We start from the raw sequence: 20,907 nt of genomic DNA, 5'->3' as shown, positions 1-20,907 counted from the left end.
TAGGCGTTTTCAAAGAGAGAGATTTTGAAAAGGGATCATCCAATCCTCGTCGAGCAACAGTTCCCATTCTAGTCCAACCGGGCGTGCTTGGAGCATCGAACGAAAGCCGTCGCTCGGAAGAATCAAGGTATCTTGATATGTCGGTCTTTGCTGAGTCCAGTATTGCCGGAAGACCGGCTCACCGTTCAGCGATGCGTCCAAGATAATGAAAAGGGGCCGGGCGTGGTGCCCCTCTTCATTTCCTAGATGCAAGACACGAACATTTCTTAATTCCTCAACCCTCAATTCCTCAACTCGCAAAAGCGTGTAAAGGTGATCGCGAAAGATCAGATGATCCCCCGGGCGTAAAGATCCCAAGAGCAGCGAGCGGGAGGAGACGCGGATTCGATCCTGCCCCCACCAAGTGCTTAGCAACTCTCGGACTATCTTCATGAGCCCATTTATCATTGGGAACTTTCAGCAGAAGTCATTTTTCTGAGAGCTTCGAGTTCCGCTTCCAGACGTTCTTTTTGCTCGTGCCGTACAAACTCTTGCTCGAGATCGCTGGGAACATCGTCGTCGCTCATCTCGGAAAGGGCCTCCAATTTGGCCTCCTGTCGATCGATTCGATCTTCCAGCTTTTGGAAGTGAGAGAATGCCGATTTGCTGTTCGTTCGTTCCAACGCCGATTGAATCTTATTGGTCGACCTGGCCCGCGCCAGTTTCGCAACCAACAGGGTCTTTTTATGCTGTGCCTGCCGAATCTTGTCTTCCAAATCTCGGACGGCTGACTTGAGCTTTTCGACTTCGACGACCTGTTTGTTATGGTCCGTCTTGTATTGCTCGAGTCTTTGCGTGCAAGACAGTCTTTGCTCGAGCGCGGTTCGCGCCACCGATTCATCTCCTCGCTTGATCGCCTGCGTGGCTCGTTCCTGCCATTTGGCCTCCTCTTCCGCTTCCTTGTTGATACGTTTTCGCATCAGAATTTCGTCGGCCACTGCATCGGCGACACTAGATCGAACCACATCCAGCTCGTTCTGCATGTCGATCAACAATTGGTGCAGGACCTTTTCGGGATCCTCGATCTGCTCCTTTAACGCCGTGACGTTCGATCGCATGATCAATGTAAATTGAGATAACCAAGACATAACCATTCTCCTTGAAAGGAAACAACAACCAGGGAAAGACAGGAATGGAAACCAATTCAATTCCACGTCGCCAACTCATCCGACAACACTCGAATTCGAGTACGAATTCGATCGCGATAGATTTCACAGACAGCACCCAGTGCAATGACAACCACTCCAATCGAGAGGCCCGCGATCCACAGTCCCCCCGGTTTGTCCATCGCTGTCCGCACAAGAATCGAGACCAAGTCGACTGCTAGGAATGCAGTACCTGTTGCCATCAGCACTTTGATTCGCAGGCCAATCGCCAGCAGGACCACGAGCACGCTCAGGACCATGAGGGAGATCAAGTGCCACCAGCTGCCTTGAACAATCTGAGCCAAAGGGGAGACCAAAGCAACGAGCGAGCCGGTTAGTCGCAGATTGTAGGCCGTCGATTTCGTCAGGTTTGCTCTCAGCAACTCCACCATGGCAACTATCGAGAACCCGAGGGGGACCAGATAAAACTGTAGATCGCTCCACCCTATGGCCCGAGTCCACGACGTTAGGCCCGCGTTGAGTAAAACCAGGAGCGCCCAAAAGCTCCATGTGGACTTGGTAACGTACGCTTCGAACGCGGAATAAAAACTGGCCAGAAACAAACAGAAGGTGGTAACGGATTTCCCGTGCTCGTGAATACCGAACAGATGCGTCATCACGAACCAGACGCTCAAGCACGATGCGATTCCCATCGCAACAATCTGGAATGGGTGAGCAATGAACTTCCAATCGTCCTTGGTGAGAGATCGCTGTGCACACCATGCGAGGCTGATTGCCAAACAGGTCCACCCAATCGGTATATACTCCGCAAACTCCGCGAATGGGATCTTGGCGGTGCCTAGAAGAATGGCTCCCAACAAAAGTCCAAGGCAAATCCAGACACGGGATTCATTCTTCGCCCAATACGCCTTGGCCATCTCAACGCCGCTGAGCAAAAACAAGAGTGCCGTTCCGACCAAACACCACTGGATATCGGCACGGGTGCTCACGCAGGCGATCCAGGTCATCTTGAAGATAAGAAGCATCAGGCCTCCCTCCCAACCACGGGCGAATCTTCGATCAAGATGCGGCAATAGAGTTTGAATGGCGAGCAAACTGAACACAAAGAAGCTCAAAACGATTGAGACATAGGATCGACTCTGCACCCAACCTGAAACGAAAAGGATCTCAAAGGGATTCACTCTCATGCCATGGCACATCAGCATGAATGCGTAGTAGTGGCAAGCTACTGCCCCGGCCCCAAACGACGAGGAACCAAGGGATGGTTGCCTCACTCCATACAGGACAACCAACGCGATCAACCCAGCCCATGCCAAAAGCGGAACAACAGGGATGCAGCAAAGAAAGAGAAGCAAAACGCACCAAGCCGACGCCGTGTGCTCCAACCATTTCACCCAGGGCTCCGCATCCTCGACATGGCGATTCCAAAGACTTATCGGCAAGACCAACGCACCAACAACAAGCCCCCATAGGAGTGGGACCGCGTCTTCTTTCGTAGAAATCCAGTTCATGTGAAGTGCGAATCCGGACACAGCTAGCGGAGCCATCAACGTGAAGATGATTACCGAGAGTGGAAGTCGAAGCACCGCAATACTGCCCAACAACCAAGCCATCGTCAGAATCAGAGACAATTGAAAACTTCGATCAAGGTTCCAATGGATATCCAACAACATGACGAAATGCATTCCACAGCAAGCCATGGATAGGATTGAGAACCAATCCCGGGCAGGGACGCATAACGCATCCCATAAAGTGCCATCCGAGACAAAAGCGGGGCGATTTCGATTTGGACGTGTTTCGTGGAGATGAATCATTTCGCTCCAACCAAAGCCGATTTGGGAGTTGCGTGTCAGCAAATACCCCACACCGGAGCCGATCGTCGAAACCGCCGAGATTAGCCACATCCAATCACTCGTATCGTGAGCGATTCTCGAGAAGAGAAGAGCAATGGCAAATGTCCATGCGATGCAATGAGCTGCACCCGAAACATATCGGCGCGTCATGGTTGTATTCAACGCATGCCCGATCAACACGAGAGCGAGCCAAATCCAATCGAGTTTAGACATGCCAGCCCCGCCAACCCGGAGAGCATGTGTCGCCAACGTCAGGGAAAGGATGGTTAGTAAGATCAGTGCGAACAATTGCCCGAGAGGAGCCAATCTCCCTTTCCATACCGGCCAAAGTTTTGCGGTTGCGTCGGGAAGCCTGAAGCGTTGAAGAAAACCTTCCATTGGGAGAATAAACAATAGGTTGCACCAAACTCCCAGCAGAACGAACGACATGCTCGAATCCATCTGCCACCCGAACATAGCATTTCCAAACGGAACAGCACTGTAGATCGCCGCACTCATTGCAAAGAGTGTTCCAACCATGTATCGACGATCATTCCACATCGTCGCTTGAAAGATGTAGTAGACAACGTAACACGCAGGAATCAGGAACATCGCCTTGGTATTGCTAGCGGAGAAGAGGAGCAAGGCGAGCCCCAAGAGATTGGCGCCCCAAATGAGAGGCATATAAAAGACGCGCCAGTCACCTTGTGCAACTCGTAATGATTTTGATTTCAAGGCGTACGCGAGGGTCGACCAACCGAGAATCAATGGGAGGCAGGTCAATCCGTAGAAGGCAATCGGTAGCCTGGATTCGTTCAATCCCGAAGCGGCGGTGGAAGCTACACCTCGAGCCAGATCCGCAAACCATACAGGACTTATGGTGTAACCGATTACGACGAGTCCAAGTCCGAGCGAGGTCAAGATGGGTTGTTTCGATTCGTATGCAGCCCAAAAATAGATCGCTGCAGCCAAGAGACTTGATGGAACGAGTAACTTTAGATCCGGACCAAGCTGAAGAAGAAGATTACTTGACAAGAACACACCGCCAGTGGCCATCAACAGACAGATCACCAACATCACTCCTGCTGAGACGGGCCAGGTTTTCAAAAGCCCACCAGTCCGAACACGATGAACTTGCAATAGAGATTGGGCGGTGACAGCGACGGGAATTGCGCACAGGACCCAGGCGAATCCGAACCAATGTTGCGATTCCACCCAACGCAACTTAGAAGAGAAGAGAAGTAACATCTCAATTCCCATCAAGCCGACTGGGAAAAATTGGTAGGCGGTCATCGGTGCACGATGTTGCTCACCGAGCCAGAAGATGTGTCGATTGATCTTGATGATTCCAATCGTGCCCGTGAGCCAGATTGCAATGGCCATTCCAATAGTAGGTATGTAGAACGACTCGGGGATGCTTCCGATAACGCCGAGGAGAACAAAGCAAATCTGATAGGTAAGCTGTCGACCCGATAGAAATTCTCGGAGGATGGAGTCCGAGACATATGCGACAACGCCTACACCGACGACGACCGTCGGAAGCCATTCCCAAAGGGTGATGGACTGATGGTTGCTTAGCCAACCGAGCGAGAGGAAGCTCATTGGCAACAGAAACAACGTGATACCTCGCAACGTGGCAGAAGTCGCTTTCAAGCCCAACAATCGATTGCTCGCTTCGGCGAATCCAAAGATGGTCGCGATGTAGCCTAGTATCGAAAAGAACTTGATCGATAGATGCCAATCTTCCCATTGCTGGGCGACTAGTTTCAAGGAGCAAACGACGATAATTGCTGCGCCGACCAAGAGCATCCACTTGATGCTTCGTTCTTGAAGGAAGGCTTGAAGGAACTGCTCAAGAAGCGGGCGACTCGTCGACTTTTCGTCGCCCTCTTGTTGGGTTGCATGTTGCATAACAGAGAACCTTGCGCTCGTAGGGGAAGGAGGTTGACGTCGTTTCATTCGCGTCCACCATGTCTCCCTAATACACAAACCGTGCCAAGTGTCCTCTCTGGAAAAGCAAATCTCCTAACCGATTGCCTACACAAGAGTTACGCACATAAGAACATTTGCAAGATCATCCATGACACCCGCTCGCTGCAGAGGGGCAACTGCAGGGGCCATGCAGTTTGGATACTGCACATTCCAAGGGAGAAAGAGTCCGGCAAATTAGATTGGCGTCAGGCTTTGCCGCGCAGTGTTCGCAATGCCCGTCGGATGATGTATTGCGTGTGAGGAGAGTCGGATTCGCGATTCCAGCGATCGGTGATCTCGACCACCCAGTCTGGCTTCGTTTTGCTCGCGTCATTCAGCCAGTTCGCAACCGAATCTTTGACGTATTTGGAATCGTCCTCTTTCAACGGCTCCAAGATCTGGATTGCCAACTCGGGATTCCGTTTGAGTTGCTCGATGTGAAAAGTCCAAACGCCTCGCGGTCGAGTGAGTTCGCTGGCGAAGCGTCGCAATCGTTCATTCCGGCTTCCGGTCCAAGGAACCATGCGTCGGATACATTCCTCGGTATCCCGGAGAACATCTCCGCGCAGGGATATCCAGGCAATCTCGCGTAGCCCTGGGTTGTCATCATCCGCAAACAGTTTGATCCAGGCCAATTTCTTTAGGAATGACAGTGGAGCGTGCCCGACGATCAACGCAGCCCATTCGCGCACGACATCGCTGGTGTGAAGGGACATCGATTTCCAAGCATCATCACCGACGTGAACAACGGTCGCCAGATAAGCTCCTATCCATTGACTCTTTTTTAGCGCCGCCAATTCTTGGGTATCATTTTGAATCCATTGAATTGTTTGGTCGGTGATCGGTAACGACAGCTCATCGATGAGAAGTTGCAGCAGGCGAACGCGATCAACGCTGAGCCATTCCACTAGGTTCTTGGACTCCAGTCGCCCCAACGACAAGCCAGCGCGGACTTCGTCAGGGACTTCGACCATGCGTCTTGCAGGTTTGCGATCTTTCCACTCTTCAAACGAATCGCGACTCATCCGGCCCCCTCGAAAGCTTGCTACAACAAACGCCACGACGACAGTATAATCCAGGAATGTGAGCATCTGTTGGGCACGATCTTCGTCTTCCCATTCTGTCATCTTCAAGGGCCTTTTCATCATGCCGTGGTCGATCAACAAGCCGGTTTTGGTTCCTTTTGATTTCTCTGAACCTTCTCATGCCGCGATCGACAAGGCGTTGGAGTTGGTGGAGGATCGATCCCAAGTCCATGTATTGCACGTTCTCCCGATTTTTGTGCCTCTTGCTCCCGAAGGGATCCCGATCGAGTGGAGCGATGATCAGCGGCGGATCGATCAGGCGATGGACTTTCTCAAAAAAGAATTCGCGGAGAAGCGATACGGGGGAATCACCGAAGAAGTGATGATCGGGGATCCGGGAACCGTTTGCGCCGACCGTGCCGAGCAGATCGAAGCAGGACTTATCATCGTCCCTTCGCATGGAAGAAGCGGCTTGACCCGTTTGTTGCTGGGGAGCGTTGCGGAGCGGATTGTTCGATTAGCGAAGTGCCCCGTTCTCATTTTAAAAATTTGATTACGTGGTTTGTTCGAGCCGGCTCCAATGGCTCAAATAGAGTTGATAGGCGGGATGGGAATCGGACTGTTCCTCAAGCATGCTTCGAACTTGCTCGATCAATTGCGACTCCCGTTCCGAAGTGATTCGCCCCATAACCAATAGCGATCGGAGATAAACGAAGTAAGTGTCGAGGACATCGCAGCGGCAATACTCGCTGATTTCCGACAGTTTACCTGCGCTATAAAGCTCGTGAACCATATTCCCCTGAACATCAATCTTGCCGGGCTTTTTCACGAGTTGAGCTGCCAAGTTCAAGCCCCCGCGGAACCAACTGCTCCCGAAGTTGGTCAATATTTCGTGCAGATCTAAGTGGGAGCTGACGTTGTACCGATTCCGGTATTGTTCGAACGCTTTGTCGTAAATATTGAACCACGATGGAATGCTTACCCCATAGCGATAGGCAGACAGTTCCATCAGCGGCAGATCAAAGGAGCGACCGTTGAACGTAATAAACGTGGGGCGAGCATACCGTTCCCAGCCAACCCAAAAATACTTTGTGATCACCTGTGGTCGATGCAGTGGCTCATCGAGGGAAACTATCTCCATCAAACTGAAATCGTCGCGAATTTTTGCAATCACCACGGCGACAGGTATGTGATAAGTGTATGGGATGAAGTCTTTCCCTGACTCTTTCAACAATTCGAAACGAAAACGTTCGCAAGCTTCTTCAGGCCCGAGTCCCAAACCCGGGTAGCGAGTCGATGCGATCGTGGCACCATCCGCAACACTCTCGACATCGAATAAAAGATATTTGACTTCGTTGCTCGGTTGGGTCATTTCTGATTCTTTGGGCGCTCGTGAAAAGCAGGCGTATCCTGCCTAGCGGTTGGAGATGGAAGAAAGATCAAGGGAACTTGGTCGGCCGTTTTTCGACAAAGGCCTTTAGTCCCTCGGAAGCCGACTCGGTGCTCATGATCGTGGCCATCACGGCGGCTCCACTCGTAAGTTGAGACCAAGTCGATTCGCCAACCATCTCATTGAGCAACCGCTTGGTCATTTGCATGGATTCCACCGAGGACTGTGCAATATCCTGTACGATCTCATTTGCCTTGGCCCAGATCTGTTCGGAGTCTGCCAAGTAATGGACCAACCCCCAATGGTAGGCCTGTTCAGCACTGACTGGATGCGCGTGAAGCAAGAGTCTTGCAGCAACGGATGCGCCGGAGCGGAAAGCAAGAAGGGGGGCGACCAATCCCGAAACCAAACCTACCCTCGAAGCGAGAGACGCAAAGCTCGCACGCTTCGACGCCACCACCAAATCCGATGCCAACACCAGGCCTAGCCCCGCTCCAAGGACGGGGCCGTCGAGCGCGACGACAATCGGCTTTGGAAATCGGAGCATCATTTCATATAGCTCCTGAAGTTCGGTTGTGACGTCCTGCCAAGCAGCCAGGGACTCTTCGCTTCCCTGAATCTCGCTCCACTGCTTCAAGTCAATCCCTGAACAAAACGTTGAGCCCGTTGCGGTCAAGATGACAGCGCGGACACTTTTTTCTCGGTGAAAATCGGCAAACGCCTCGGTGAGATCCTCGATGGTTTCGCGTGACAAGGCGTTCCTGGTCTTCGCGTTGTCCAACACAATCGTCCCGCTGGGAGCATTTTTTTGGATGCGAATCCTCAATGATGACATACCGACCTTCGATGCGTTGGGAAAGAGAACAAGTGGCGTTTCCTAATGATAACGCGACATTTCTAAGAGAGATACCACGGCCGGGCGGTAAATGGAACAAGGCCGATGCAACCGCTTGAGGTTGCAACGGCCCTGCTGATTTCGGGACTCCTGTTTCCGACACCCATCCACTTGGAGTCGATGCAGACTAGACGGATTGTTCCGAAGGAAGCTCATAGCCTTTGCGGTACTCTCGCGAGAGCATCGTATTGGCTTTGTCGCTTTCGAAGAACGTTTCCGAAATAGGATCCAGGGACAATTGGGGACCTACCTGAACCTCAAAAGATTCCACGGAGTTTTCCTTCAAATGATCCACCGTTCGATTCCACGCCTCTGCCACTTTCGATGGGCCGGCGATCTTTGCTACGCGTTCGGCAGCATCCTTGTTATTCAGCTTCTCCCCCATGAGCAGGGAGATATTGCCGAGGTGGCACAGAGCGCTCGAGAGGTGCCCCTCTTCGACGTCCGCGTTGAGGAGTTTGTGATCCCGCGCTCGAACCGCCTCTTCGAAGTTCTTGTAGTGGTAGGAATCGCTTCCGCCCTCAAAGGACTTGATCGGTTTTCCGTCCAGGTCGAATGCCGTTCCTGATTGGTAGGTGGTCATGACCAAGTATCCTTTGGAGCCTTCTACGATGATACCGACGTTTGCTCCTTTGTAATCACCCGTCTTCAATCCACGGACTTCGAACGCCAACTGCTTGGTACCGTAATCATGAATGACGAGTTGCGTATTGGCGGTTTCACCCGCGTCTTCGTAGCCAAATCGCCCACCGATGGAAAATGTCTTCTCGCACAGATTGTTCACATTGAGAGCCCATCGGCACAAATCCATTTGATGGATCCCTTGATTGCCGAGATCCCCGTTGCCATAGGCCCATTGCCAGTGCCAATCGTAGTGAAACTGCTTGCGCGTTACCGGAAGAATGGGGGCTGGACCGGACCAGAGATCGTAATCGACTTCCTTTGGAACCTCATAGGTACCCTTTGGTCCAATGGAGGGACGACGCTTGTAGCACAACCCGCGAGCCACAGAGACTTCACCAATGCCTCCCGAATGGATGAATTCCATCGCCGCTCGCATGCCAGGATTCGATCGGCTTTGGGTTCCTGTTTGTACGATACGATTGTGCTTTCGAGCCGCTTGGACCAATCGTCTCCCCTCGAGCACATTGTGGGAGACCGGTTTTTCGACGTAGACGTCTTTGCCTGCCTGCACTGCCCAGATCGCTCCGAGCGAGTGCCAATGGTTTGGTGTCGCAATACTCACTGCATGGATGGAATTGTCTTCCAAGAGTTTGCGGACATCTTTTACCCAGGTCGGACGCATCCCACCTTGCTTTTCCGCAGCGGAATCGCAAGAACGCTGCCCGGCCCGTTCATCGCAATCGCAAATATGGGTGACGATAGTTCCTTTCTTGCCCGCGAAACCACCGATGTGCGATTGTCCTCTTCCTCCACCCCCAATTACCGCCACGTGGATCTGCTCATTGGGACTAACCGAGGGTGACTGATTGTCTTGCGCCGAGGCTTGGGATGCAAAACGCGATTGGGTTGCCAGCAACGCTGCGGTGGTCAGCATCGATCGTTCGAGAAACTCGCGGCGAGAATTGGGTCGGGAACGGGACACGCTCATGATCGAAAACCTCAGAAAGGGCAGGTAGGGGGTGCAAAGACGCTATACTACACCAATTCAGGAGAAATATCATCCATCCGGAGCGATCCGAGGTATTGGCAGGTCTTGAGATTTCATTGGAAGATGGACATTTACGTCGTCGCTTGTTTTCTCCTTCTCATTCGACTATTCCCAACCACCGGCCCTCCCTTGCTTTTTCTGGCTCTGCATACGTTTCCCCTCGATCCGGCGCCGCTGCGAACCTCGTGTCGGTCGGGTCGGTTTTCGGACCGTAGGAGGAGTCATGGCATCCAGGATCATATGGCGAAGTCTCTCGCGGCAAGCTTGAATGTTGCTCAGTTGATCGCGATGGACTTGGCTGGTGATCTGAAGCATCCCAGACTCCGTCAATCGCGAGCCAGCGAGCGCCTTTAGACGTTGCACGGTCCCAGGGTACAATGCCTGTGTACTAGCAAGATCCCACGTCAACGTGGCCTTCGAGTTGACTTTGTTCACATTCTGCCCCCCAGGCCCTCCACTTCGCGAAAAAGTAAATTGCAGTTCGCTCGCTGGGATCAGGACATGCTCATTGATGATTAAGTCTTCCATCCCCGCTCCTTACCTTTCTCAAGTCCCACAACTCCACCCACTTCCTCACGATGCTTCACTTCGCCGTGTTCAACCGTCGCCAACGATGGAAATGCTCCCTTATTGTCGCCATTCTAGGATTCGTCACAACCGCATGCCCCATGAGAGAGGTTACGGCCCAAGTTGGTTCGGTCGGCATGCCATCCCTTTGGACCCGTATGGAAGGTGAGGATTGGCCCCGCATGCTCGGAGCTCGTTACGATTCGACGAGCAGCGAGAAAGGCATCCGGACCAACTGGGGAGATCAAGGACTGCGAGTGGTATGGTCGGCACCAACAGGGGAAGGATACGGGAACGGCGTCGCGAGCCACGGTCGTTGGTTTCAATTCGACCGCTTTGCAGATAGCGAACGGCTGACGTGCCACCACGCGGAGACAGGACGCATCCTTTGGACCTGGGAAAGCCCTGTCACCTATCGTGACGCGTACGGATATAACAACGGCCCACGCTGCAGCCCGGTGGTGGATGAAGAACGCGTCTACGTTTACGGTGCCGCCGGCAATCTGGCTTGTTTATCCACGAGCGATGGAAAGCTTATCTGGGAAAAGAACCTGAATGAAGAGTTTTGGGTCATCCCTAACTTCTTCGGGGTAGGTGCCTCTCCCCTGGTCTATCGCGATATGCTGTGGGTAATGGTCGGGGGAAGCCGTCCCGACGGACGATCCGCCGAAGATCTTTCGGTCAACGATGTCCCTTCCGCTCGTCCCAACCAATGCGCGATGGTCGGTTTCGATAAACGGACCGGCAAAGTACTTCATCGAGTCGGCAATTACCTCGCAAGCTACGCTGCACCAGTGGTCCGCGAAATCGATGGCAAGGATGTCTTGCTCGCACTCGTCCGCGAAGGATTGCTCGCACTGGATCCCTCCGATGGCTCGAACGAACGTTTTTTTGCGTGGCGAGCTTCCTCCTTGGAAAGTGTTAATGGGGCACCGCCCTCTTTGGTGCAGGGGAATGTTTTGATCGGTGAAGCTTATGAGAAAGGTGGCGCGTTGCTCCAGGTGGGAGCCAGTAAGATCCAATCCCTATGGACGGACGGAAAGTCGCGCCGGGATCAGGTATTCCGACCTCACTGGACCAATCCATTGGTCATTGGCTCCAACGTCTTTGTCAGCAGTGGCCGGAATGAACCCGATACCGATCTTCGGTGCTTGGAATGGAGCACCGAACAAACCAAAATCGACGTCAATACGACTTGGTCGATTCGCAACCGAGATCGAATGACTGGCATCGTGATCGATAACCATTTGCTCCTTTTAGGAGAGAGCGGGATTCTCCAATTGGTCAAACCCAACAAATCCCGGTTCGAGTTGGTGGCGGAGATGGACCTGGCTACAAGACAGATTGCAGGCGAACAGCGCCCTTACGTTCTGACTCCCAGCTGGGCGCCGCCGGTCGTCTCGCACGGTCTACTTTACGTACGAGGTACGGATCGGATCGTCTGCTTGGAACTGATCCCCGAGAATTGAGCATGTGGAATCCTCAACAGTTCAAGATGTCCAAGCGGGATTATTCACACGCTTGATTTCCAGCTCCAAGATTTCTTGGGCTGTTTCGGCCTTCCTCTCCTTACGTTCGCCGACCAGGATTCGCATCCTTTCCGCGAACGCGTTGTAATCGGTCGGCTTGAATACAATCTCGTCGACGCCACGCCGCTCAAGGTCTTTGGTGAGCTTCGGTTCCAAAACCGCTGTATGCACGACAATAAAGGGCCTTTCTCGGCACTCGAGTAGAGTGGATGCCAGTGCATACCCATTCGTCTTGGGCATCGCTAGATCCGTAATCACGAGATCGAATGTGCCGCTATCCAAGGTCGCAAATGCGTCGGCACCATCGGTGGCGCAAAGACAACTAAAGCCGACGCGCCCAAGGGCAAACGATAGCATTTTTCGAACGACCTCATCGTCGTCAACAATCAGAGCGCTCAATCGTTCAAACTTCATTATTTTCGTCTCCCAGGAACTTCTCTGGAACCATTAGGCTGTTTCGTAGAATTCTGTGTTTGCATTCGTCAATCGATCGATGGCAAGCATGGACTTCTCGCACCAACTCGTCGAGATTCGCAGTCAGTGTATGCCTATCCTCTGTATGAGCAGCCAACTCAACCTGTTCGGCGAAGCGCGCTAGTCGGGAAGCTAAAACGACACCTGCACTTCCTTTTAGAGAATGAGCCAACGCGCTAGCGGCGGCAAAGTCTCCCGCTTGCGCACGCTCGATGAGAGCTCGCAGTCGATCCGTGCTAGTGGCAAGGAAGGAATCCATGAGCGAAACGGCGAAGTCCAATTCCCCCATGCACCGATCCTCGAGGAATGCAGACTCATTGAATGCAGACTCATTGAATGCAGAGTCGTTATGTTGAAGAGACTCGCTCTCCAGGCTGGACTGCTTGATCTGCGATTCACTTGATGGACGATTCTTGAGCACCGATTCGATTTCTTCGAGGAGAGATTTCGGCGTGAAAGGCTTAGACAAATACGCATCCATGCCGGCGGCTAAACATCGTTCCCGATCCCCTTCGATGGCGTTCGCGGTCAAAGCGATGATGGGCACGCGAGCTCGAGCATGGTTTTTTTGTTCGAACTCTCGAATGGCGTTCGTGGCAGCAAACCCATCCATTTCTGGCATTTGACAATCCATGAGCAAGACATCGAATTCCGATCGCTTGTAGTATTCGACAGCACGTCTCCCGTTGTCTACCACTTCACAAATCCAACCATGCCGTGTTATCACCTCCTCGGCGAAGAGTTGGTTGGTTGGATTGTCTTCTGCCAACAGGATGCGCACGACGCGGTCTGGGGTGGGATTCGCGTAGGGTTCGGGGGGAGGAACACTCTCGGAAACGGTCCCGATCGGCAATTCAAATTGAAACCAGAACTCCGAGCCTAATCCTTCAGTGCTCTTGACGCCGATTGTTCCCCCCATCGTCTCAATAATATTTTTGCTGATCGACAATCCGAGCCCTGTTCCATTGAAACGTCTGCTCGCCGACTGATCAACCTGTGAGAATTCCTTAAACAAGAATTGCAATCGATCTTCAGGAATTCCAATGCCGGTATCTTTTACCCTCACGCGCACTTGGGCCCTCTGGTCGGTGATCTCCATAGGCTCAACAATCACTGAAATCATTCCCTCGTCCGTAAACTTCACGGCATTGCTAAGTAGATTGGTTAAGACCTGTCGAATCCGATGGCTGTCTCCAATCAAGCATAGGGGGGCCGGATGTTCGGATCGAAAGCGCACTTGCAGATCTTTCTCTTCCGCGCGGTGAGCGATCAACTCCATCGCCTCGCGAATCAGCTGCATCAGTTCGAAGGGGTGCGAATCCAATTCCAGCTTGCCTGACTCGATCTTCGAGAAATCGAGAATATCGTTGATCAGCATCAACAGGTTTTGACCGCTTTTGCGACAAACATCGACAAATCTTTGTTGTCTTGGTTCAAGCCCTGTATCGGACAAAAGTTCCGTCATGCCGATGACACCATTGAGAGGTGTACGCAACTCATGGCTCATCGCTGCCAGGAAATCACTTTTCGCTTTACTCGCTTGTTCAGCTGCCAGCTTTGCCTGTTGAAGGTTTTCCTCCGACCTCTTTCGGTCGGAGATGTCGACTTGCGTAGCAATAAAGTTGGAGAGATTTCCCGCTTCATCGAGCACAGGATCAATTTTCAATTCGATCCAATAAGGTTTACCGCTCGCATGATAATTCACAATTTCCGTTGCAATGCTAACCCTTGCTTGGAGAGCCTCTCGGATCTTTGCAACCACCTCTGAATCTGTCATTTCCCCCTGAAGAAATTCGCCGGGCTTCCGACCGATCACGCCATTCGTTTCAAATCCTGTCAATCGAACAAATGCCTCGTTGCACCATTCGATCTTTCCATCGGCATCGGTGATGACCACGGAATGCTGAGTCTTGCTCGCGACAAGAGAAAGCTTTTCGACTCGATCATGATATTGTTTGAGTTCGAGCTCGGTTTGCTTTCGACAATCGATGTCTTCAATCACCTTCACAAAGTGCTTCGGTTCACCGTTTGAATCGCGAACGAGAGAGGCCGAGAGGCGCACCCACACAGCATGCCCGTCTTTTCGAACGAACCGCTTTTCTAAACAATACGATTCCATCGCACCATCGATGGCAGCTTGCATCGACGCATTGCTTTTCTCTAAGTCCTCGAAGTATGTGATCGACTGCGAGGAGAGCTCCAAAAGTTCAGTATCGGAATAGCCCAAAATGGAGCATAGGATTGGATTCACTTTCATCCATCTGCCATGGACCGAAACCTGAGCAATTCCGATCGCGGCATTTTCAAATGTGCCTCGAAAGTTTTGTTCGCTCTCGGATAACGCGGCGTCCTTCGTATGCTTTTCGGTGATGTCGACGCACACACCGATCAACAGACCTTGCTCAATCTGGAACGAGCTCCCTCGTTCTTCTACAAATCTTCCTTGGTATTGAACGAAGTGAATCTCACCGTTTGGTTGAACGACGCGAAACTCCGTCTCGAAAGTCGTTCGACCATCGACCGCAGACTGTAAGGTGTTGAAAAAACGATGCCGATCATCTGGGTGCACCCTGTCTTGAACAGCAAGCAAGCTCTCGCAGGATCGCTCGTCTAGCAATCCAAAAATCTCACGCGATTTCGAATCGGTGACCACCTTCATTGCACGAAAATCCATTTCGAGGACGCCGATTTGGGCAGCCCCCAAAGCGATATCCAATCGCTCTTGGCTCTTGAGCAATTTCGTTGCCAACAGAGCACTGGATGGCAGTCGCAGGGCGATCGGCATGATCCGAACCAGTACGATCACCGTGACCCAGGAAACGATGGCTGTGACGCATTTGACCAATCCCGAGAATCGATAGACCGGCCACCAAAAAATGGATGCTTCGATCAAGTGCCCCAAACCGCACGCCAATATAAATGCGGCGAATAGCCAAATGACTTTTGGGAATGGAAGGTCCTTCTTTCGCAGAATGAAAAAAAGAAGAACACATGGAATCGCGAAGTAGGCGGCGAAGATGCCGAGGTCGGACAGGATGTGCAACCATCCCACATCGGTTGACCAATCACCGCAGTACCAACGGGCGGGGAAGTCGCCGGTGTCGAACAGCTTTGCGACGAATGTGCTCACGCCCTCGGTTTCAAATTTGCGTTGGCCGCCACCTGAGTTGAGAGTGGTAGGCATGCAGCAAACGGGCTGTGATGACGATAATTGCGGTGAATGCAGGTCAACAAGAGAATCAGCTTCGACGGGTGCCGCGCAGATGGTCAGGAACAATCCAACAAGGATGGTGGAGATCATAAGTTGTTCCTTGAAGCAGTACTCGGGACCCAGCATTGCGGATGAAACGACATCACTTCGCATTGCCACATTACGGCGCCTCCTAAGTCGAATAATCGGACTAATCCGATCTAGCGACACTTCGTGAAGCAAGCGTAGCTCGCGAAGGATGCGCAGCAAAAGTCAGACTGCTTTTTTGTAAAACTTTGCAAAATGGTAGCTGCCAAGTACGACTCGGCGGTCAAGTACGATTCGGCGTTGGGCTGTGCGAAGGCCTGCTGCAAGGCATCTTCGCGCAAAAAGGGTCGACGCTATTTGCTCGAGGGGTCGGACGAAAGGCTGCCGCCGAATAGGAACGAGACGGTCGCCCGTGTAATGTTTTCGTCGCTCATGAGAAAGGAATGAATCACTGGAAACGTGCGGATCTCCGACGCGCTTTCCATGGTTGCTTCCGAAACCGTGACGATCCCATCGCTGGCACCCTCCAAGAAAGGGTTTTGCAATCGAGATTCGGAAATATCACCGATCACGATTGCAAAGGGGGATGGTGGAGTGCCCAATTCACTCTGTAGCTTTTCCCACGCCGCACCAAGATGAATGCCCGATGAGCCTGCCAAGGTTTCAAAAACCCCAAACCCTGTGAGCGACTTCGCCAGGGCCGAGCCGTTGTTGGGGGGCCCTAACATGACGGCCCGCTCGATGCGTGGCAACAATCCTTTTGGATCGCCCGATCTTTGCAAGTCACCGATCATGTACCGGAAGACGATATTGCCAAGGCTATGCCCGACGAACCAGATCTTCGGTTCCCCTTCCAAATTCTCCAGCAATTCGCGCATCGCCGTCGCATGATGAGGAATTGAATTACGGGTGCTCGCATAGGTCATCGAAACGCATTCACGCTTGTGAGCAGGAAGTTCGGGATGAGCAGCTTCGTAGCGATGGATCTCTTCGGCAATCGGCATCATGCTGCCATGGGTTCGGAACAACCCATGCGCCAAGAGAACAACAACCTCCGGTGCATCGCCAATCGGGACTGCCTGCTTTGCTTTATGAAGTTCGTCGAGCATGGCTTGCTTTCCACCCCATGCGCGACGGATCCCTTTCGGATCCAGTAGACGCCAATGATTCAGGGTGCTGTTGTATTGCACCTTCCATCCATTCCACCACCGGAAGTCGGTCCAAAATTGCTTTCCACCCAGAGTGGGAAGGGGAATGTTCCAAGCCTTCTTTCCGTCTTCCATAGCTTCCGCTTCCTCTACCATCTCGGGCATCCCGTCTTGTGCGACCACAAGCGGAGAGCCCATCCACACGACCAGACCGAAGACACTAGCGAGCAACAGCCGAATCACCAGCATCATCCGTTCCTCCCGCTTTCCGTTCAGAAGACTCCTGACCTGCCTCGTGGATTCCTAAGGCCCCCGCAATCAACGCCAGAGCCGCTCGCTCGGAACGATTCACTTTGCTACCGAATCCGAACGTCCCACCTGCAGCGTTCGCAATCGACTGGGCCAGGTCGTAAAGAACGGTTAAGAATTCCGAAGCCTGTTCAGGATAGTTTTCGACAACGAAGTTTCTACAGAGGAGCAGACGCGCTGGCAAAACCATCATGTCTTGGCTCCCCAGCTCCCGAACCAAGGCTTCGCAGTCTCGATGCAACCGCCGGCTCGCGGCATGAAACACGTCGCTCACCAAAGGATTGCGATGCTCTCGCAACTGAGAAACCAACTCCTCAAATCGACTCGCTTCCTTCGGATCGACATCGCCATCGAAGGCAGACGTCAATATGAAGCAAACAGAGGGTGAAGACTCCAGTATGTCTCTGCGATCGGGTAAGTTTCTGTGATCGGGCTGGCTCATCGATCCACACGCCTATTCGAGGAAAGAAATCAACTCGAATGGCTTTATAGAGGGCCGACAGACCGCTGGCAACCCAAGGGCGATATTGGGTGGCGATTCTTATTTGGTTCTCAGCCAATAAGCGGTCATGGCAAAAAGTACAAAAGTGAACATGGTGCTTCCTTTGTCTCGAACAAGATCAACGCATCGGTTGCCGCGATCACTTTTGACCCCAGCGATCCGCCATCTCCGAAACGGCTTGGAACAAATCGTACCAGTGGCGGAAGGTTTCCAAAGTATCTACCACCCAGGCGTCGTCGCGATCGAATCCTCGCTCACTGATGCGGATGGTTTCGGAAAGGTGATGACCGGCATCGACACTTTCGATTCCGCTAGATGCCTGCAATTCCATCCCTTCGTCCAACTCGCCCCGCTGGCCCGCTTCACTTTCTTCGACTTCATCCAGTGGCAGTACGTCACCCATCACCAGATTCACGACCCACAAGGCGGCACGATCCAGATCCACACTGTCGATGACGGCTCGTACCGATCCACTTTGAACGTAAAACTTGGCCATTATTTCTCTTCCTTGATCTTGTAAAGGTATCAGCAACTTCGTTTCGGGGCGCCACTCCTCCGCTCCTGGACGTGCACTTCAAGATGAGGGGTCTCGGAGAGTCCAGGAGCAGAGGATTGGCCGCTTTTGGGAGTGTCAAGGCGATCCGTCGGATCTTGTGGGCCACCCGATGTAGTGGGCCGCCCGATCTTGTGGCTCAGAGGTGACCGGCTTCTGCTTCGTCGCCAACCACCGTCGCCTTGACAATCTATTTATCGCCCACCCTTGGACACGTTTGGTCCCACCCCTCAAGAATTTTGATCCGGGCCGAAAATATCTTGCGATTCCTGGGAGACCAATGGGACGAACAAGTGCTCGGGGTAACGGACGCAGACCAAACAAAGCCCCTGTCCTGGTGCGGTCTGGCTGGACGAATCACGCTGCTTGGACTCCAGCACGGCTTGGACCCAGCTTGGATCAAATCTTCCCAACCCAACTTCGCACAGTGCGCCCACAATGTTGCGAACCATGTTGTAGAGAAACCCATCTGCCTCGATCTCGATGGAGACATTCTGGCCATCGAGATGAGGCTCTGCTTGGATGGGTAAATCGTAGATCGAACGGATGCTCGACTTGCGGGGAGAGCCAAGCGTCTCATACGCCTTGAAATCATGCGTGCCTAACAAGAACTCCGCAGCACGTCGCATCGCGTCCACATCGAGCGGTCGCGTGACCCACCAGTGAACTCGTCTATGCAGGGGGTCCCAAACCCGAGCATTCCAGATCGAGTAGCGATAGCGTTTGCTCGTTGCATTGCGAATCGCATCGAAGCCTTCGACGACTTCCTGCACGGATCGAACCACAATGGACCTAGGTAAATACCGATTGATCGCTGGGACCAAACGTTCGGACGGCGCGTTCCAACCCTGCAATCGAATCGATGCGACTTGCCCAGTCGCATGGACGCCCGCATCGGTTCGACCACTCCCTTGCACATGCACCTTTTCACCGGTCGCCTTTTCGATCGCGATGATCAATTGCTGCTGGATCGAAGGAGCATTGCTTTGGATTTGCCAACCGCCATACTTCGTTCCGTCGTAGGCGACTGTCAGGGCAAACCATCGCATTTAGAGAGTCCAAGCTCCGTCGATGAGCCGCCAAGCCTTTCGTGGATTGCCATCCTGCAAGAGATGTGGCAAACGGTCGTGACGAACAGCGTCGTAGCAAGTTAACTTGGCAAAACGAATCAAACTCGCTGGGATTCCGACCGCCGTGAATCCGGGGTGAGCCGTCGCTGGAAAGGGTCCTCCGTGGTTCATCGCCGGGCTAACGGCGACACCAGTTGGCATCTTGTCATTGAGCAATCGCCCCACCTTTTGCAACATTTCCGACGCGATAGGACCGTACATGGCGTCGTCGCTGCCGTCGGTTGCCGAATAGATGCAGCCGGTCAAGTTTCCTTCGAGGGACTCGATCGCTCGAACGATCTCCGCCAAATCTTTGCAAACAACGATGAGCACCGCATTGCCGAATGCCTCGGTTTGGAATTGAGAAGGTGCGAGCAGGAATGATTCGCCGGATACTTGAAGGACGGTGTTCGCCACGGCGCATCGCCCGCCAGCGATCTTGTCCCCCCCTGCCAACAGTTCGGCACCAGCGTCCTTGAGCACACCGATGCTCTTGACCAGCGAACTTTCAACTCCCTTGGACAACAGGGTCCCGGGAGGCGTCTGCATGTACTTCGCAACGACCCCTTCCACGAAGTGTCGGGCCTCCTGTGAATCGATCATTAGCAGCAATCCCGGATTGGTACAAAACTGCCCAGCTCCCATCAAGCCGCTCGTGACATACTCCTCGATCAGTTTGTCCCCTCGCTCTTTCAACGCGCCGGGCAGGAACACAACCGGGTTCACACTCGAGAGCTCCGCATAGAAGGGCTTTCCGACGCGATCGGAAGCCGCTTTCAGCTGCAATCCAGCATGCCGCGATCCGGTGTAACCAATCGCAGCCAATCGCGGGTCACTTACCAGTTTTTCGCCATCGGCATGGGTCGTTCGGTAAATCAGCTGGACCAGCCCTCGCGGCATTCCTGTTTTCTCGATGGCTTGCAAGGCCAGCTCTGCAAACCGCTGCGTTGTTGCGGGGTGAGACGAATTGGCCTTTCCGATCACGGGGTTTCCGGCGGCGATCGCAGCCGCGAAATCCCCCCCCGCCAAGCTATTGAACGCGAAGGGGAAATTATTGGGCCCGAAGACACAGACCGGCCCGATAGCTTCATAGGAGGAGCGAATATTGGCCTTGGTGTCGATCGTAGGCATGGCCCATGAGCCGGTTCTCGCTGCAGCCGCAGCCTGCTTGAGCTGGCTCACTGTTCGCGGCAGCTCGACATCCCCCAGCCTTGGCGCAACAGGGAGCCCGGTCTCTTCGTGCGCCAACGCGACCAAAGTCTCCTTGTCGGCCTGTATCAGGTCCGCGTAGGTTTCCAAGAATTCCGCGATCGTATTGGGATGAATAGTCCTCAGCTCTTGGAAAGCATGGCTCGCAGCCGCAAGTGCTTGATCGACCTCGCTCCATGCGCTCAGTGGATAGGTTCGTGCAATCGATTCGCCGGTCATTGGATTCGTAGCTTGAAAGCTTCCGTTGGTGTTGGAATCAATCCACTGACCGTTGATAAGAACTTTTTCCATGATGTTTGTTATTGTCGCTTTACGTGAGTTAGTGAGTCTGAATGAAGA

At 53.0% G+C, this 20,907-nt stretch carries 17 protein-coding genes; 2 read left to right on the top strand and 15 right to left on the bottom strand.

Annotated elements, in window-relative coordinates:
* Nucleotides 1–9: 9 nt before the first annotated feature.
* The 4 genes from SH467x_RS16695 to SH467x_RS16680 all read right to left on the bottom strand — a co-directional run bounded on the left by SH467x_RS16695 (nt 10) and on the right by SH467x_RS16680 (nt 6,075).
* Complete coding sequence (locus SH467x_RS16695; protein ID WP_482368242.1) at nt 10–432, bottom strand: hypothetical protein; 423 nt, start codon at nt 430–432, stop codon at nt 10–12.
* 11 nt (nt 433–443) lie between these two features.
* Nucleotides 444–1,127, bottom strand: a complete 684-nt coding sequence (locus SH467x_RS16690) for a PspA/IM30 family protein (protein ID WP_482368241.1) — start codon at nt 1,125–1,127, stop codon at nt 444–446.
* Between the two features lie 56 nt (nt 1,128–1,183).
* On the bottom strand, nt 1,184–4,888 hold the full coding sequence (locus SH467x_RS16685; protein WP_482368240.1) for a hypothetical protein: 3,705 nt from the start codon (nt 4,886–4,888) through the stop codon (nt 1,184–1,186).
* Nucleotides 4,889–5,154: 266 nt separating this feature from the next.
* Nucleotides 5,155–6,075: a DNA alkylation repair protein gene (locus SH467x_RS16680; RefSeq protein WP_482368239.1), complete on the bottom strand. Its 921-nt coding sequence runs from the start codon at nt 6,073–6,075 to the stop codon at nt 5,155–5,157.
* A gap of 19 nt (nt 6,076–6,094) precedes the next feature.
* Here SH467x_RS16680 and SH467x_RS16675 point away from each other — a divergent pair, with 19 nt between their 5' ends.
* On the top strand, nt 6,095–6,526 hold the full coding sequence (locus SH467x_RS16675; protein WP_482368238.1) for a universal stress protein: 432 nt from the start codon (nt 6,095–6,097) through the stop codon (nt 6,524–6,526).
* On the opposite strand, the gene SH467x_RS16670 is transcribed toward SH467x_RS16675, so the two are convergent.
* From SH467x_RS16670 to arfB, 4 genes are all read right to left on the bottom strand, one after another.
* Nucleotides 6,527–7,345 (bottom strand): 3'-5' exonuclease, encoded by an 819-nt coding sequence (locus tag SH467x_RS16670; RefSeq protein WP_482368237.1) that lies wholly within the window; start codon nt 7,343–7,345, stop codon nt 6,527–6,529.
* Between the two features lie 67 nt (nt 7,346–7,412).
* Nucleotides 7,413–8,198, bottom strand: coding sequence for an enoyl-CoA hydratase/isomerase family protein (locus SH467x_RS16665; RefSeq protein ID WP_482368236.1), 786 nt, complete (start codon nt 8,196–8,198; stop codon nt 7,413–7,415).
* Nucleotides 8,199–8,385: 187 nt separating this feature from the next.
* The gene (locus SH467x_RS16660; RefSeq protein ID WP_482368235.1) at nt 8,386–9,870 is read right to left on the bottom strand and encodes a Gfo/Idh/MocA family protein; all 1,485 of its coding nucleotides are present in this window, start codon (nt 9,868–9,870) and stop codon (nt 8,386–8,388) included.
* 165 nt (nt 9,871–10,035) lie between these two features.
* The gene (arfB, locus tag SH467x_RS16655; protein ID WP_482368234.1) at nt 10,036–10,458 is read right to left on the bottom strand and encodes an alternative ribosome rescue aminoacyl-tRNA hydrolase ArfB; all 423 of its coding nucleotides are present in this window, start codon (nt 10,456–10,458) and stop codon (nt 10,036–10,038) included.
* A 50-nt stretch (nt 10,459–10,508) separates the two neighbouring features.
* On the opposite strand from arfB, the gene SH467x_RS16650 reads away from it, so the two are divergent.
* Entirely contained in the window at nt 10,509–11,966 is a 1,458-nt protein-coding gene (locus tag SH467x_RS16650) for an outer membrane protein assembly factor BamB family protein (RefSeq protein ID WP_482368233.1), read from the top strand.
* Between the two features lie 21 nt (nt 11,967–11,987).
* Here SH467x_RS16650 and SH467x_RS16645 read toward each other — a convergent pair whose 3' ends face one another.
* The 7 genes from SH467x_RS16645 to SH467x_RS16615 all read right to left on the bottom strand — a co-directional run bounded on the left by SH467x_RS16645 (nt 11,988) and on the right by SH467x_RS16615 (nt 20,859).
* Entirely contained in the window at nt 11,988–12,440 is a 453-nt protein-coding gene (locus SH467x_RS16645) for a response regulator (RefSeq protein ID WP_482368232.1), read from the bottom strand.
* Entirely contained in the window at nt 12,430–15,801 is a 3,372-nt protein-coding gene (locus SH467x_RS16640) for a PAS domain-containing hybrid sensor histidine kinase/response regulator (protein ID WP_482368231.1), read from the bottom strand. Before SH467x_RS16640 ends, SH467x_RS16645 begins: the two co-directional genes overlap by 11 nt.
* A gap of 290 nt (nt 15,802–16,091) precedes the next feature.
* Nucleotides 16,092–17,138, bottom strand: coding sequence for an esterase/lipase family protein (locus SH467x_RS16635; protein WP_482368230.1), 1,047 nt, complete (start codon nt 17,136–17,138; stop codon nt 16,092–16,094).
* Nucleotides 17,107–17,562 (bottom strand): hypothetical protein, encoded by a 456-nt coding sequence (locus tag SH467x_RS16630; protein ID WP_482368229.1) that lies wholly within the window; start codon nt 17,560–17,562, stop codon nt 17,107–17,109. Before SH467x_RS16630 ends, SH467x_RS16635 begins: the two co-directional genes overlap by 32 nt.
* Before the next feature lie 274 nt (nt 17,563–17,836).
* Nucleotides 17,837–18,193 (bottom strand): hypothetical protein, encoded by a 357-nt coding sequence (locus SH467x_RS16625; protein WP_482368228.1) that lies wholly within the window; start codon nt 18,191–18,193, stop codon nt 17,837–17,839.
* Between the two features lie 287 nt (nt 18,194–18,480).
* Complete coding sequence (truA, locus tag SH467x_RS16620) at nt 18,481–19,299, bottom strand: tRNA pseudouridine(38-40) synthase TruA (RefSeq protein ID WP_482368227.1); 819 nt, start codon at nt 19,297–19,299, stop codon at nt 18,481–18,483.
* Entirely contained in the window at nt 19,300–20,859 is a 1,560-nt protein-coding gene (locus SH467x_RS16615; RefSeq protein ID WP_482368226.1) for an aldehyde dehydrogenase (NADP(+)), read from the bottom strand.
* Nucleotides 20,860–20,907: the final 48 nt, after the last annotated feature.

The sequence above is a fragment of the Brakhagea slesvicensis genome (genome assembly GCF_052161625.1).
Lineage (GTDB): Bacteria > Planctomycetota > Planctomycetia > Pirellulales > Pirellulaceae > JBKCUI01.
The sequence above is the reverse complement of the archived record's forward strand: the minus strand, read 5'-3'. Positions and strand labels throughout refer to the sequence as shown.

Coding starts and splice junctions, on each gene's coding strand:
- SH467x_RS16695 (WP_482368242.1), bottom strand. CDS start 432: ATGAAGATAGTCCGAGAGTTGCTAAGCACTTGGTGGGGGCAGGATCGA.
- SH467x_RS16690 (WP_482368241.1), bottom strand. CDS start 1,127: ATGTCTTGGTTATCTCAATTTACATTGATCATGCGATCGAACGTCACG.
- SH467x_RS16685 (WP_482368240.1), bottom strand. CDS start 4,888: ATGCAACATGCAACCCAACAAGAGGGCGACGAAAAGTCGACGAGTCGC.
- SH467x_RS16680 (WP_482368239.1), bottom strand. CDS start 6,075: ATGACAGAATGGGAAGACGAAGATCGTGCCCAACAGATGCTCACATTC.
- SH467x_RS16675 (WP_482368238.1), top strand. CDS start 6,095: ATGCCGTGGTCGATCAACAAGCCGGTTTTGGTTCCTTTTGATTTCTCT.
- SH467x_RS16670 (WP_482368237.1), bottom strand. CDS start 7,345: ATGACCCAACCGAGCAACGAAGTCAAATATCTTTTATTCGATGTCGAG.
- SH467x_RS16665 (WP_482368236.1), bottom strand. CDS start 8,198: ATGTCATCATTGAGGATTCGCATCCAAAAAAATGCTCCCAGCGGGACG.
- SH467x_RS16660 (WP_482368235.1), bottom strand. CDS start 9,870: ATGAGCGTGTCCCGTTCCCGACCCAATTCTCGCCGCGAGTTTCTCGAA.
- arfB (WP_482368234.1), bottom strand. CDS start 10,458: ATGGAAGACTTAATCATCAATGAGCATGTCCTGATCCCAGCGAGCGAA.
- SH467x_RS16650 (WP_482368233.1), top strand. CDS start 10,509: ATGCTTCACTTCGCCGTGTTCAACCGTCGCCAACGATGGAAATGCTCC.
- SH467x_RS16645 (WP_482368232.1), bottom strand. CDS start 12,440: ATGAAGTTTGAACGATTGAGCGCTCTGATTGTTGACGACGATGAGGTC.
- SH467x_RS16640 (WP_482368231.1), bottom strand. CDS start 15,801: ATGATCTCCACCATCCTTGTTGGATTGTTCCTGACCATCTGCGCGGCA.
- SH467x_RS16635 (WP_482368230.1), bottom strand. CDS start 17,138: ATGATGCTGGTGATTCGGCTGTTGCTCGCTAGTGTCTTCGGTCTGGTC.
- SH467x_RS16625 (WP_482368228.1), bottom strand. CDS start 18,193: ATGGCCAAGTTTTACGTTCAAAGTGGATCGGTACGAGCCGTCATCGAC.
- truA (WP_482368227.1), bottom strand. CDS start 19,299: ATGCGATGGTTTGCCCTGACAGTCGCCTACGACGGAACGAAGTATGGC.
- SH467x_RS16615 (WP_482368226.1), bottom strand. CDS start 20,859: ATGGAAAAAGTTCTTATCAACGGTCAGTGGATTGATTCCAACACCAAC.